The sequence below is a fragment of the Methanobrevibacter wolinii SH genome (assembly GCF_000621965.1).
GTDB lineage: Archaea > Methanobacteriota > Methanobacteria > Methanobacteriales > Methanobacteriaceae > Methanarmilla > Methanarmilla wolinii.
In genome coordinates this window covers 91,465-105,539 of sequence record NZ_JHWX01000007.1, presented here as the reverse complement: position 1 = coordinate 105,539, position 14,075 = coordinate 91,465, and the positions used below count along the sequence as shown (strand labels likewise).

The following is a 14,075-nucleotide window of genomic DNA, read 5'->3' as shown; positions in this document are numbered from 1 at the left end:
AAAACTTTTATTATATTATTTGTTTAATATAAATTATTTATTAAATATTTTTGTAAACCTAAAAATTTATATAGTAACAAATATTAATTATTATGTATACCTAAAAAATAATGTATTTTTTGAAATCCTTCTTATATTTTTAATTAAAATTTGGGTATTATTAGAATATTATATTATATTTTATAATATAATCTATTCTTTTTGGTTGTTTTCTAATTTAACAGTTTATTTTAATTTATTAAGGATTTTTAAGGATTTTTTAAATTTAGGTGTATAAAAATTTAATAGGAGAATAAATTTTATGGCTGATATTGAACATTTTTTTGAAGAAATCATGGAACATGACCATGCTTTAGCATTTGTAGGTGGAATTGCTGCTGCTTATGTAGCTAAAAAAGTTATATCTTCACAATCTACTAAAAATGCATGTACTAATGTGGTTTCTAAAGTTATAACTGCAAAAAAGGAAGCTGAAGAACAACTTCAAAATATTAAAGATAATGCAGAAGATATTTCTGTTGATGCTGAAGTTAAAGATAAAAAAGCAGTTTATGATTCTGAATAAATAAATTCTTCTGAGAGATTTTAATGAAGTATGAAATAGTTTATGATAAAGGTACTCGTCTTCGTGTTCTAAGTGGAAGAGTAGCTTTTACAAAAGAAGAAGGGTGGGGTATTGCTACTTCACTTTTAGATTATGATTTTATTACTGATGTTAAAACATCTCATAGAAATGGTAGTATTTTAATTTATTATCAAGACAGAAGTCAAAAACAAAGAATTCTTAATATTTTAGATAATATTAAATATGAAGATTTGTATGAAGCGGAACCTCCAACAAATAAAAGTAAAATAAGGGAATTAGAAAATAAATTCTTCATGCAACTATCTAAAATAGTTATAAAAAGGTATTTATATAAAATTATTTTACCAATTCCAATAAGAAAACTTAGGTTATTTGTACATGCTATTCCTTATGTATTAAAAGGTTTAGATAGTTTAACTAGTTTTAATGTTGATGTAGCACTTTTAGACGCATCTGCTATTAGTGGATCTTTACATGAAAAAAGTTATAGTTCTGCAGGAAGTATGATGTTTTTACTTTTTATATCTGATCTTCTTGAAGAGTATACTATGCAAAAAACTAAAGATACTCTAAAAGATAGTCTAGCTCTTAATGTTGATACAGTATGGCTTTTAAAAACTGATGAAAATGGAGAGGAAACAGAGATTTCTTATCCATTATCTAAGGTTCAAAAAGGAGATATTATTGTAATAAGAATGGGTTCAATTATTCCTATTGATGGTACTGTTGTTTCTGGAGATGCTATGATAAATGAATCTTCAATGACTGGAGAATCATTTGCAGTACATAAAACTGAAGGTAAAACTGTTCATGCAGGAACAGTGGTAGAAGAAGGAACTATTCATGTTAAAGCTATTTCAGTTAATGAAGGTACTAGACTTAATAAAATAGTTGATATGATTGAAAACTCAGAAGATCTTAAAGCAGGAATACATTCTAAAGCAGAAAGATTAGCTGATTCCATTGTACCATATACTTTCCTTTTAACTGGATTAACTTATTTATTTACTAGAGATAGAGTCAAGACTCTTTCTGTTTTAATGGTTGATTTTTCATGTGCAATTAAATTAACAACACCACTTACAATTATCTCTGCAATGCGTGAAGCATCTGATAATAAAATGATGATTAAAGGCGGTAAATTCCTTGAAAATTATGCAAATGCAAATACTATTGTATTTGATAAAACTGGTACATTAACAAATGCAAGTCCTAAACTTGAAAAAGTAATTCCAATGGGTAGTTTAAGTCGTGATGAAGTACTTAGAATTTCTGCTTGTATTGAGGAGCATTTTGCTCATAGTGTTGCAACTGCAATTGTTAATCAAGCAAAAGCTGAAGGTTTACATCATGAAGAAGACCACTCTGAAGTAGAGTATATTGTTGCTCATGGTATTTCAACACATTATAATGAAAAACTTGCTATTATTGGTAGTTACCATTTTGTTTGTGAAGATGAAGGAGTTAAATTTACTAAAAAACAAGAAAAAATTATTAAAGAAAATCTTGAATCTTATTCAGTAATATATTTAGCTATTGATGGAAAACTTGAAGGTATTCTATGTATTGATGATCCTGTAAGAAAAGAAGCTAAAGATGTTATTAGTCAACTTAAATCATTAGGTATAGAAAATGTTATTATGTTAACTGGTGATAGTGAAAATGCTGCAAGGGCAATTGCTAATGACTTAGGTATTACAAGATATAAATCTCAAGTTTTACCTGAAGATAAAGCTCATATCATTGAAGAAATTAAAGCTGAAGGTAATCAAGTAATTATGGTTGGTGATGGTATTAATGACTCACCTGCATTATCTGCTGCAAATGTATCTGTATCAATGAGAAACTCTTCTGATATTGCTCGTGAAGTTGCAGATATATCATTACTTTCTGATGATTTATATGACTTAGTTACCTTAAGATACCTATCAAAAGGTATGCTTGAAAAAATAGATAATAATTACCAAAAAATACTTTGGATTAATGGTACATTAATTGCATTAGGTATTATTGGATTGATACAACCAAATATGTCTTCAATTATTCATAATTTATCTACTATGTTACTTGGTGTAGAAAGTACAAAACCAGTATTAAGTGATAATTATGATAGAAAAAAAGTTGAGAGTTCTACATAACTCTCTTTTTTTTAATTTTTAAAAAATTTATAACTAGTTTTTTTATTTTTTATTAGATAATTAATTTTAAATTTTTATTCTTTAAAAGAATTTATATTTTAATTGTAATTTAAAATATTAATTTAAAAAAGTTTATAATAAAATAATATTTTAGATAATACTTGTTGCTTTTTCTTTAATAATCTTATTTTGGATATTTCCTATTTTTTTATCCATATGAACAGTTTGAAGTTCTTCATCTGTATTTAATACTATATTAAATCTTTGTGCAAGCCAAAAATCTAGTGATCCTTTTACTGTTTTTTGTGTATGTAAATATATTTTTGAATAATTATTATTTTTTGAAAATTCTTCTGCTATTTTTACAAGTTTTGATGCTATTCCACATCTTCTATATTCTTTTTTAACAAATACTCTCCATAAGCTTGAAGTATCTTCTTTTGAATAAAGTTTTTTAAATTCTTTAAAATCTTTATCATAAGCTCTTATTCCTAAACTTGCTATTATTTCATTATCCTCATTTAGTATTATGTAAAAATTGTTTCTTTGAGGTTTAATATATGTTTTGTATAACTCTATAATATCATAATGGTATTGAGGGACATAATTTAAGTGAAATTCTTCTTTAATCATTTTAAATAAAAATTCTTGTGTTTTTTTAATAAGCTTTTTATTATTATCTAAGGTTTTTACATACATTTTATTACCTCTTAGAAACTTTTTTTACTAATTTTTAATTAAAAAGTATTACTCGTATTTTTTACTAATATTAATTTTTTTTAGGTCATGCAGAAAAATCTATTAAAATTAGTTATTTTAAAGTATTACTTTTAATATGATATCATATAAAAAAGTAATACTTTATATGAGTTCTTTTTAATTTACACTTTTTAATATATTTATTTATCTAATATAAAGCTTTTTATTGTATTACTTTTATTGCATTTTATAGCTAAAAAGTAATATCCTTTTTTCTATTTTTATTAATTTTTATTTATTATACTTAAAAATTTAATATTTATTAAATTTTCCTTTAAAACAGATAAATATTAATTTATTTAATTTTTTACTTATTTTTATAATGATTTTTTAATTTTAGCCAATTGTTATATAGTATTTTTTATTTAATTATTGTGTTATTTTTATTTAATTTTCATTATTATTACTTTTTAGGACTTTTTTAGCTTATTAGTAATACTTTTTATTTTATTTTTCAATTTTAATCGTTTTAAATCAAAATATTTATATAATATTTTTTTAATAATTTATTTAAGTATTAATAATTAATTTATTAAAAGTAATACTTTTATTAGGATTTTCATAGTAAAATTATTACTTATTCTTAAATTGAAATTTTTTATCAATTTTATTGTAAAATTATTATTTTTTTCTTAAATTGATATTAAAAAGGCATTTATTATATTCTTATAAAAGTTAGTTTTTGATTTTAGTAAATTAAATTAATACTTTTTGGAGGTTTATAATGAATAAAAAACTTAAATATGGTATTATTGTTGTAATTATTGCTATAATTGCTATTGTAGCTATTTCTTCATATTTTGGAACTAGTCATGATGATGATCCAACTCATTTAGTTGTAACTGTTCCAGGACATGCTGGAGAACCAGAAAGTGGTTTTAATCCATTAACTGGTTGGGGTTGTGGACATTTGAATTTTAATCCATTAGTACAAAGTACATTATTGAAATCTGATTCTAATGGTAGTTTTGTTGGAGATCTTGCAAAAAATTATACAGTAAGTTCTGATGGACTTCAATGGACTGTTGATATTCGTAATGATGTTAAATTTTCAGATAATTCTAGTCTTAAAGCAAGTGATGTTGCATTTACATTTAATACTGCTAAAACTAGTAATTCTCAATTAGATATATCTAATTTAGATAAAGCTACTGCAGTAAATGATACTACTGTTATTTTTAAATTGAAAAAACCACAATCTTCATTTGTATATAATTTAAGGTATATTGGTATTGTTCCAGAGAAAAATTATAATAATGAAACATATGGTGCTAATCCTATTGGATCTGGACCATATAAATTAAAACAATGGGACAAAGGTCAACAAGCAATATTTGTTGTAAATGATAATTATTATGGTCAAAAACCATACTTTAAACAAATTACTATGTTATTCCCTGATGAAGACACTGCATTTGAACTTGTTAAATCAAATCAAGCTGATGTTGTACAAGCACCATTTTCAAGTTTAAATCAAAGTGCTGATGGTTATAAATTAGTTGATATGCCAAGTTCACGTGCACAAGGTATTTCTCTCCCATATATGAATGATACTGGTTTAAAAACAAATAATGGCCACAAAGTAGGAAATAATGTTACTGCTGATCCTGCAATAAGAAAAGCATTAAATATTGGTTTAAACCGTTCAAAAATTATTAATTCAGTATATAAAGGACATGGTAAAGTTGAATATACTGGTGTAGATTATTTACCATATGCAAATGACCAAGCTAAAGTAAATGATTCTAATACAAATGAAGCTAAAGAAATTTTAGAAACTGCTGGTTGGAAAGATACTGATGGTGATGGTATACGTGAGAAAAACGGAACAAAAGCATCATTTACTTTATATTATGCATCTAAAGATCAATCAAGACAATCTTTAGCAACTGTTGTTTCAGAACAAGCTAAAGATTTAGGTATTGAAATAAAATTAAATGGTACTGATTGGGATACAATTTATCAAAATATGTATAGTAATGCTGTTGTAATGCAACAATCTTCAGATGATCCTTATAGGAATATATACCAACAATATTACAGTAAAAATAACTTTTCAGAAGATGATTATATGAATCCAAATGAATATAATAATTCTGCTGTAGATAATGTTCTTGATCAAGCTTTAAGTAGTAATAATCAGAATCAAGCAAATGCATATTGGAAACAAGCTGCATATATTGATAGTAATTCTGGTTTTGGACCTGCTGCAAATGCACCATGGTTATGGATTGCAGATTATGACTATTGTTATTTTGTTAAAAATACTGTAAACATAGGTAAAGAACCTACAATGGGTCAAGATTATATGGAAAACATTTGTAATTGGACACGTAATAATAAAACAAGTTAAATTAATTAAAAAAAGATGATTTTTTATTCTTAAATTATTTAGAATAATTTATTATCTTTTTTTTTAAATTTTATTTTTTATTTGTTTCTATGTTTTTTATATTTTTTTGGTATTTTAGTTTGTAGGTTTATTTGTTTTTTGTTTATAAGTTTTAGTTTGGTGTTTGTTTAGTTTGTATGTTTATTTGTTTAATTTTATTTTTAATAGGTAATTAGTTAGGATTTGCTTATTATTGATTAAAATTTTTATTTTTAATAGGTAATTAGTTAGGATTTGCTTATTATTGATTAAAATTTTTATTTAATTTTAGTATTATTTAATGGAGGTTATTTTTATTGAATAGAAAAATGCTTTATTTTATTCGAAATAAAACGATACATTTTATTGTATTGATGATTGCTGTAGCTATTTTTAGTTTTATTCTTATAGATTTATCACCTATTGATCCTGTTAATATTTATCTTCAACAGTCTGCAGTAAGTGAAGCTCAACGAGCAGCACTTGAGCAATATTGGGGTGTAGGTCAACCAATTACTACTAAAATTTGGAATTGGTTAATTAATTTATTACATGGAAATTTAGGTACTTCTTTAATTTATCGTATACCTGTTTCTCAAGTTATCCTTGAAAAATTTGAAGCATCAATAGTTTTAATGGCAATTTCTTGGATTATCAGTGGTTTAATTGGATTTTTACTTGGTGTTGTAGCAGGTAAAAATAGAGGTACTTGGATTGATAAGCTTGTTAAATTTTATTGTTATATATTACAGTCTGCACCTTCATTTTGGATTGGTTTACTTATATTGATAATATTTGGTGTAGAATTAGCTTGGTTCCCTGTTGGTCTTGGAGTTCCTATAGGAATTATGGAATCTAATGTAACAATATGGCAATGGTTAGCAAGGTTAGTGCTTCCAGTATTAACTTTAAGTCTTGTAGGTGTTGCTCCTATTGCAATGTATACTAGAAATGAATTAGTTGAAGTTTTATCATCTGATTATATATTATTTGCAAAAGCAAGGGGAGAATCTGGTTGGCCATTAATTGAAAGACAAGCATTAAGAAATATATTACTTCCAGCATTAACTCTTCAATTTTTATCATTTAGTGAATTATTTGGTGGTGCAGTGCTTGTTGAACAAGTATTTTCTTATCCAGGTATTGGACAAACTGCTGTAGCAGCAGGTCTTCAAAGTGATGTTCCTCTTTTACTTGGTATCGTTCTTATAAGTGCAATATTTGTATTTTTAGGAAATCTTATTGCAGATATTTTATATTACTTTGTAGATCCAAGAATTAAAGAAAATGAATCATTTGATGTAAAATATTAAGAGGTATAAATTATGTTTAATAATAAAAAAGAAAATAAACCATGGTTATTATATCATGCTAATTTAAGGACAAAAACACTTATTATAATCTTGATTGCATCATTGATTTTAATTTCTGTTTTTTTAAGTAATTTCTTTATTAATTCTCAAACAGCGCTTACAACAGATTTTTCAAATATTAATCAAGCTCCATCATTTGAACATATATTTGGTACTGATTGGATGGGTAGAGATATGTTTACAAGAACAATATTAGGGCTTGGTATTAGTTTAGGTGTTGGTGCATTTGCATCTATTATAAGTACTATTATTGCAATAATTCTTGGTTCATTATCTAGTATTAATTCTATTACAGATGAATTTGTAGCTGCTGTAATTGATTTGTTTGGATCTATTCCTCATATACTACTTATAATATTGATTTCAATTAGTTGTGGTGGTGGATTTTATGGTGTAATATTAGGTGTTGGATTAACACATTGGACTCCTCTTGCAAGGGTTTTAAGAGCAGAAATTAAAAAAATTAAAACTAGTGAGTTTATTAAATTATCTGAACAATTAGGAAAAAGTAAATGGTGGATTATTAAAAAACATATTTTCCCACTTGTAATTTCTCAAATAATAATTGGTGTAATATTGATGTTTCCACATGCTATAATGCATGAAGCAAGTATATCCTTTTTAGGTTTTGGACTTTCTCCACATGAACCTGCAATAGGTATTATACTAGCTGAAGCAATGGGATATTTAAGTACTGGTGCATGGTGGTTAGCATTTTATCCAGGTTTATCTTTATTATTTATTGTATTATTATTTGATTTAATTGGTGAAAATGTTCATAAATTGTTGAATCCTCAAACTACTAATACATAATCCTTTTATAATTTTAAATTTATTTTAGATTTATGTGTTTTTAATAAATGTTTTAAGAGGTTAGATAATGAATAAATTATTAAAAATTAATAATCTTTCAATTGGATTTACTCAATATTTTAAAGGTCTTGAACAGAGAAAATTAAAGGTTATATCTGATTTAACTCTTGATTTATATGAAGATGAAATATTAGCAGTATTAGGTTCAAGTGGTTCTGGTAAAAGTTTACTTGCTCATGGAATACTTGGAATATTACCTCCTAATGCAAAGGTTAAAGGTTCAATTTATTATAAAGATGAAAAATTAGATAGTAAATTACAAGAAAAATTAAGAGGAGATATAATTAGTTTAATTCCTCAATCTGTAAATTATTTAAATCCATTGATGAAAGTTAAGTATCAAGCTATTGGTTATGTTGAAGACGAATATTTAAAAAATGAAAAATTAAAAAAACAAGAAGAAATATTTAAAAAATATAATTTAGATAAAAGTGTTGGAGATATGTATCCTCATCAATTATCTGGGGGAATGGCAAGGAAAGTATTAATTTCAACAGCATTATTAAATAATCCAAGGATTATTATTGCAGATGAACCTACTCCAGGTTTAGATAAAAAATCAGTTAAAGAAACAATTAATGATTTAATTGACTTAAAAAATAATGGTGCAAGTATTCTTTTAATTACTCATGATATTGATACAGCTATTAAAACAAGTGATAGGATAGCTATTTTGTATTTAGGTTATATTATTGAGATTACAGAAACTAAAAATTTCATGTTTAATGATGAAAATCTTCTACATCCATATACAAAAGCATTGTTTAATGCATTACCTGAAAATGGATTTAAATTAACTAAAGGTCACCAACCATCTTATTTAAATATTCCTAAAGGTTGTCCTTATCAAGATAATTGTGAATATAAAACTGTTGAATGTATAAAAGAAGTCCCACCATTAACTAAAATAGGAAAAAGTTTTGTAAGATGTTATCATCCTATTACTAAAGAATTATAAATATTTTTGGAAGTTATATTATGGAAACATTAAAAACAGAAGATATATCATTTGGATATAATTCGAAAAAGACAATCTTAAATGATGTTAATTTTATTATGAATAATAATGAAGTTTTAGGTTTATTTGGAGATAGTGGTTCTGGAAAAAGTACTTTTTGTAAGATTCTAACTGGTTTTATGGATTCTTATAAAGGTAAAGTTTTATTAAATGATATGGAAATTAAAAAAGGTTTTAATCCTATTCAATTAATTTATCAACATCCTGAAAAGATAATGAATCCACGTTGGACAATGGGTAATATTCTAAAAGAGTCATGGGATCCTTCAGAAGAAATTTTAGATGAATTTGGTATAAAAAGGGAATGGTTTAATAGATATCCTTCTGAATTATCTGGTGGTGAATTGCAAAGATTCAGTATTTTAAGAGCTTTAAATCCTGAAACAAAATTTATAATTGCTGATGAGATTACAACTATGTTAGATGCTGTAACACAGGTACAAATTTGGGATAGTCTATTAAAGTATGCAAGAAAATATAAGATTGGAGTTTTAGTTGTAAGTCATGATATTAAATTACTTAATATACTAACTGATAGAACAATATTATTAGAAGACTTAAATAAATAATAAGTCATTTAATATTGTTTTTTTATCTATTTTTTTGCTTTATTTTTGAATAGTATGTTATTTATTTTTGTTTGGGTTTAGGTTATTTATTGATTTTTGTTTTATTTTTGAATGGTATGTTATTTATTGTTATTTCTCTTTTATTTATTGTTTATTTTTTCTTTATTATATTTATTTATGTAGTAATCTGATTTTTTATTTATATAATTTATAAGATGTCTATTTTTTTAAAATTATTTAATTAAATATATTATTTTTAAATTAAAAATAAATTTTTATCTTAAATTAGATTTTAAGATGATTTCCATATTAAAATTTTATTTTTTATATTTATTTTAAGTTTTTTAAGAATAATTTTATAATAAAATCTTATTTTTAAACTTTTAAGATGATTTTTATAATAAACTCTTATTTTTTATTACTTTTAATATTCTAAATTAATAATAAATATAAATGATTTCAAATAGAAATTAAATATAAACTAAACTATTCTGTGATATTATGAAAAGGACAGCATTTAAAGTAGCTTATATTGGTTCAAATTTTAATGGTTTTCAAAGACAACCTGATGTAAGAACAGTTGAAGGTGAAATTATAGATACTTTAACTGAAATTGGTTATATTAATAATCTTAAAGATGCAAGATTTCGTATTGCAGGTAGAACTGATGCAGGTGTAAATAGTTTAGGTAATGTTATTAGTTTTCAGACTGAAGAAGAAATTTATATAAATAAAATTAATAATTATCTTCCAGATGATGTTCAATTTATTGGAACTGCACCTGTAAGATATGGATTTAAACCAAGATATGCAAAACAAAGATGGTATAGATATATTTTATTTAGAAATGATTTAGATATTAATAAGTTAAATGAAGTAGCAAGAGTATTTGAAGGTAAGCATGATTTTACAAACTTCACTAAAAGATATCAAAAAACTACAGTAAGAACAATTGATAAAATCAATATTACATCTCCTAATATTAAGCCTGATAAACGTATGTTTCGTAATTCTAAAGCTAACAATTTTAATAGTAATCAAGATTTTTCTAGTCTTAATGAAACATATACTCCAATATTTGTTGATATTTATGGAGAAAGCTTTTTATGGAATATGATTCGTAAAATGATGCGTGTATTTACAGAATATGCTGTAGGTAATATGGATATGGATCAAATAGAACATTTTTTAAATCCAGAAAAAGATGAACCTAGAGCACTTATTAAGGTACTTGAAGCTGAAAATTTAATATTAATGGATACAATTTATGATAATATTAAATTCACTTATGATGATTATGCAGTTGAAAAGTTCAAACGTTATCTTGCTTTAAAACTTGTTGATTATCAAAGAAAATATTCTATTGTTGAATGTATGCTTAATAGTTTTTAATTTTAAATAGCATTAAATGATTTTTTAGTATTTGTTTTAAATTATATTGTATATATTGTTTTGTTTTAAATCATATTATATTGGTATAGTTTTATTTTATATTATTATTATTATTATTGATTTAGGTATAAATTTGTTTTAAATTATTTAAATCTTATAAAACAATTAAATCTTATATATAATTATTTTATTTTAGAAATAAACTATACAAAACTCAAATTTCAGAATAAAATTATTTTAATAGATTTATTATTTTAATTTTAAAATTAATTAATTAAAAATAAATTATATTTAACTAAAAGTTTAATATTATATTATTAAATTTTAAAAGGGTGATTATTATGAAAATTGGTGTTATATTAGGCACTAGACCAGAAATAATCAAGATGGCTCCTGTAATTGATGAAATTCAAGATAGAGGTCATGAATTACTTTTAATTCATACTGGTCAACATTATGATAAAGAAATGAGTGAAAACTTTTTTATAGATTTAGAACTTCCAAAACCTAATTATAATATTCATGTAGGTTCTGGTTCTCATGGAAAACAAACAGGTCTTATGATGAAAGGTATTGAGGAAGTTTTAATAGATGAAAAACCGGATATTATACTTGTTCAAGGAGATACAAATGCAGTACTTGCAGGTGCACTTGTTGCTCAAAAGTTACATATTCCTGTAGGTCATGTAGAAGCAGGTCTTAGATCTTTTGATGTATCTATGCCAGAGGAAATTAATAGGATGGCTGCAGATGACTGTTCTTATTTTTATTTTGTTCCAACAGAAGAATCAGCAATTAATCTTATTCTTGAAGGATATTCTCCAAAAGATATATTTATTACAGGTAATAGTGTAGTTGATACATGTTATAGGAATCTTAAGATTGCTAAGAAAACAAGTACTATTATTGATGATTTAGGGCTTAATAATCTTAATAATATTATTACATTAACTATGCATAGAGCAGAAAATGTAGATGACAAAGAAAGATTACACAGTATTATTAGTGCATTACATGAATTAAAAGACTTTAATATTGTTTTCCCTATTCATCCAAGAACTAAAAAAACATTAGAAAAATTTGGTCTTTATGATGACTTAGCAAATGAAGAACATATTCACATAACAAAACCGATTGGTTATCTTGATTTTTTAGTATTGATTTCAAAATCTATAATGATTTTAACTGATTCTGGAGGCCTTCAAGAAGAAGCAATTACTCTTGATGTACCTGCATTAACATTAAGATATAATACAGAAAGGCCTGAAACTGTAGAAGCAGGTGGAAATATTCTTGTAGGTGCTGATAAAGATTATATTCTTAAAACAGCAAGTAAAATTTTAAATGATAAAGATTTTTATAATAAAATGAAAAATGCTAAAAACCCATATGGTAATGGTAATGCAGCTAGTCAAATGTTAGATATTATTGAAGATGCTTATAATAAAGATAATTTGAAAATTGAATCTCCTGAAACAATATATTCCGGGTTTAAAGTTGAAATGAAACAAATATCTGAAGATATTACTGTTAAAGAATTTGAAGATAAATATAATACTTTAGTAAGGGTAATATATAAAGAAGATAAGATGGTTTTCCCACAAGAAAACACAAATATTAAGGATTCAATTATATTATTTAATAAATATAATAATTAACTAATATGATTAAGTAAAATTTTAATTTATGCTCTTTTAAAATTATAACTATTTAATAGATGATATCATGGAATATGATTTAAGTAATGTAAATGAGGATTCAATATTAGTATTTGAATATTATACTGCTACTGGATTAGATGATTTATGTATAAGTTCTGAAGCTGCTGCTCTTATTAGTGGTTTAGTTGATGATTTAGAAAATGAAGATGTTTACTTATTATTAAGTAAAAAGTATTCTTATCTTGGAAAAGATAAAAATCTTAATTTAATTATTTTAGATGAAGATAAAAGTGAAAATGCATTAGAAGATTTTTTAATAGATAATGTAAATAAATTTAATAGGTCTATATTTATTTCTTCTGAAGAAGATAATAACTTATATGATATTACTCATTTTTTAGAAGAAAATAATGTAAAACTTTATGTTTCTGATACAGAATCAACTAGAATTTGTTCTGATAAATTTGAAACATTTATGGCATTACAATATAAATGTGATTCTTTACCTTTAACTTATAAAGTTATAAATAATCCAAAGATATATTGGAAAAAACCAATTGAATACAATCTTAAAGCAATTAATGTTCCTGGAGAAAATTGTGAAGTAGGTCCTATTCCTGATGATTTAGAAATTAAGAATAAATTAATTGCAAAACCATTAAATGGTGTTGATTGTGAAAATATTAAAATTATTTCTAGTAAATCTGACATTGATGAATTAGATGATTTATTCCCTGAAGGAAATGGTATCTTAGTTCAAGAATTTGTTGAAGGTGAAGTTTTAAGTGTAAGTCTTCTTTCTGATGGAAAAAAAGCTTTACCTATTAGTTTAAATAAGCAGTATGTTAGTTTAAAAAATGATGTAGGTAATTATCTTGGTGGTGAGTTACCTTATAATCATCCAGCAAAAGATAAAATATTTGCAGTTGCTAAAAAAGCCATTGAAAGTATTGAAGGTTTAAAAGGTTTTGTTGGTGTTGATTTAATAGTAAAAGAAGAAAATGATGATTATATTCCATATCTTATTGAAATAAATTCACGTTTTACAACACCTTATGTAGGTCTTAGAAAAGTTTTAAACATAAATATTGGACAGACTATAATAGATTTAATAGACGGTAAATTATCTATTGAGGATATTGATGATTTGTCCTTTAAATCTAGTGTAAAATTTATTAAAGATAATGGTCAATTAAAAATAGAAACTATTTAATTTTCTATTTTATTTTTCTAATTTTTTTAATTTATATTATCATAAATTATTAACTTATTAATTATATTATAATTTAGAAATTAGTTAATATTATTTATATAGAATAATAAATTTAAAATTTG

General features: G+C 24.2%; 11 protein-coding genes. 10 read left to right on the top strand and 1 reads right to left on the bottom strand.

What is annotated here, in order from left to right; translation table 11 throughout:
• Nucleotides 1-301 precede the first annotated feature (301 nt).
• Nucleotides 302-565, top strand: a complete 264-nt coding sequence (locus T523_RS00455; RefSeq protein WP_232228987.1) for a hypothetical protein — start codon at nucleotides 302-304, stop codon at nucleotides 563-565.
• 23 nt (nucleotides 566-588) lie between these two features.
• Complete coding sequence (locus T523_RS00450; protein ID WP_042706881.1) at nucleotides 589-2,724, top strand: heavy metal translocating P-type ATPase; 2,136 nt, start codon at nucleotides 589-591, stop codon at nucleotides 2,722-2,724.
• A gap of 150 nt (nucleotides 2,725-2,874) precedes the next feature.
• Here the strand turns inward: T523_RS00450 and T523_RS00445 are convergent, their stop codons facing one another.
• Nucleotides 2,875-3,423 (bottom strand): GNAT family N-acetyltransferase, encoded by a 549-nt coding sequence (locus T523_RS00445; protein ID WP_052334573.1) that lies wholly within the window; start codon nucleotides 3,421-3,423, stop codon nucleotides 2,875-2,877.
• Nucleotides 3,424-4,207: 784 nt separating this feature from the next.
• Between T523_RS00445 and T523_RS00440 the strand changes: the two genes are divergently transcribed.
• The 8 genes from T523_RS00440 to T523_RS00405 all read left to right on the top strand — a co-directional run bounded on the left by T523_RS00440 (nucleotide 4,208) and on the right by T523_RS00405 (nucleotide 13,953).
• Nucleotides 4,208-5,836, top strand: coding sequence for an ABC transporter substrate-binding protein (locus T523_RS00440; RefSeq protein ID WP_042706880.1), 1,629 nt, complete (start codon nucleotides 4,208-4,210; stop codon nucleotides 5,834-5,836).
• Nucleotides 5,837-6,183: 347 nt separating this feature from the next.
• Nucleotides 6,184-7,167 (top strand): ABC transporter permease, encoded by a 984-nt coding sequence (locus T523_RS00435; RefSeq protein WP_042706945.1) that lies wholly within the window; start codon nucleotides 6,184-6,186, stop codon nucleotides 7,165-7,167.
• Between the two features lie 9 nt (nucleotides 7,168-7,176).
• Nucleotides 7,177-8,040, top strand: a complete 864-nt coding sequence (locus T523_RS00430) for an ABC transporter permease (protein WP_042706878.1) — start codon at nucleotides 7,177-7,179, stop codon at nucleotides 8,038-8,040.
• A 67-nt stretch (nucleotides 8,041-8,107) separates the two neighbouring features.
• On the top strand, nucleotides 8,108-9,058 hold the full coding sequence (locus tag T523_RS00425; RefSeq protein ID WP_042706876.1) for an ABC transporter ATP-binding protein: 951 nt from the start codon (nucleotides 8,108-8,110) through the stop codon (nucleotides 9,056-9,058).
• Between the two features lie 20 nt (nucleotides 9,059-9,078).
• Entirely contained in the window at nucleotides 9,079-9,687 is a 609-nt protein-coding gene (locus T523_RS00420) for an ABC transporter ATP-binding protein (protein ID WP_042706875.1), read from the top strand.
• A 501-nt stretch (nucleotides 9,688-10,188) separates the two neighbouring features.
• Nucleotides 10,189-11,079: a tRNA pseudouridine(38-40) synthase TruA gene (gene truA, locus T523_RS00415; protein ID WP_042706874.1), complete on the top strand. Its 891-nt coding sequence runs from the start codon at nucleotides 10,189-10,191 to the stop codon at nucleotides 11,077-11,079.
• A 341-nt stretch (nucleotides 11,080-11,420) separates the two neighbouring features.
• On the top strand, nucleotides 11,421-12,737 hold the full coding sequence (wecB, locus tag T523_RS00410; protein ID WP_042706873.1) for a non-hydrolyzing UDP-N-acetylglucosamine 2-epimerase: 1,317 nt from the start codon (nucleotides 11,421-11,423) through the stop codon (nucleotides 12,735-12,737).
• Nucleotides 12,738-12,804: 67 nt separating this feature from the next.
• Entirely contained in the window at nucleotides 12,805-13,953 is a 1,149-nt protein-coding gene (locus T523_RS00405; protein ID WP_042706872.1) for an ATP-grasp domain-containing protein, read from the top strand.
• Nucleotides 13,954-14,075 lie beyond the last annotated feature (122 nt).

Bases quoted from the DNA above. Each gene is read 5' to 3' on its own strand.
- T523_RS00455 (WP_232228987.1), top strand. From the start codon at position 302: ATGGCTGATATTGAACATTTTTTTGAAGAAATCATGGAACATGACCAT.
- T523_RS00450 (WP_042706881.1), top strand. From the start codon at position 589: ATGAAGTATGAAATAGTTTATGATAAAGGTACTCGTCTTCGTGTTCTA.
- T523_RS00445 (WP_052334573.1), bottom strand. From the start codon at position 3,423: ATGTATGTAAAAACCTTAGATAATAATAAAAAGCTTATTAAAAAAACA.
- T523_RS00440 (WP_042706880.1), top strand. From the start codon at position 4,208: ATGAATAAAAAACTTAAATATGGTATTATTGTTGTAATTATTGCTATA.
- T523_RS00435 (WP_042706945.1), top strand. From the start codon at position 6,184: ATGCTTTATTTTATTCGAAATAAAACGATACATTTTATTGTATTGATG.
- T523_RS00425 (WP_042706876.1), top strand. From the start codon at position 8,108: ATGAATAAATTATTAAAAATTAATAATCTTTCAATTGGATTTACTCAA.
- T523_RS00420 (WP_042706875.1), top strand. From the start codon at position 9,079: ATGGAAACATTAAAAACAGAAGATATATCATTTGGATATAATTCGAAA.
- truA (WP_042706874.1), top strand. From the start codon at position 10,189: ATGAAAAGGACAGCATTTAAAGTAGCTTATATTGGTTCAAATTTTAAT.
- wecB (WP_042706873.1), top strand. From the start codon at position 11,421: ATGAAAATTGGTGTTATATTAGGCACTAGACCAGAAATAATCAAGATG.
- T523_RS00405 (WP_042706872.1), top strand. From the start codon at position 12,805: ATGGAATATGATTTAAGTAATGTAAATGAGGATTCAATATTAGTATTT.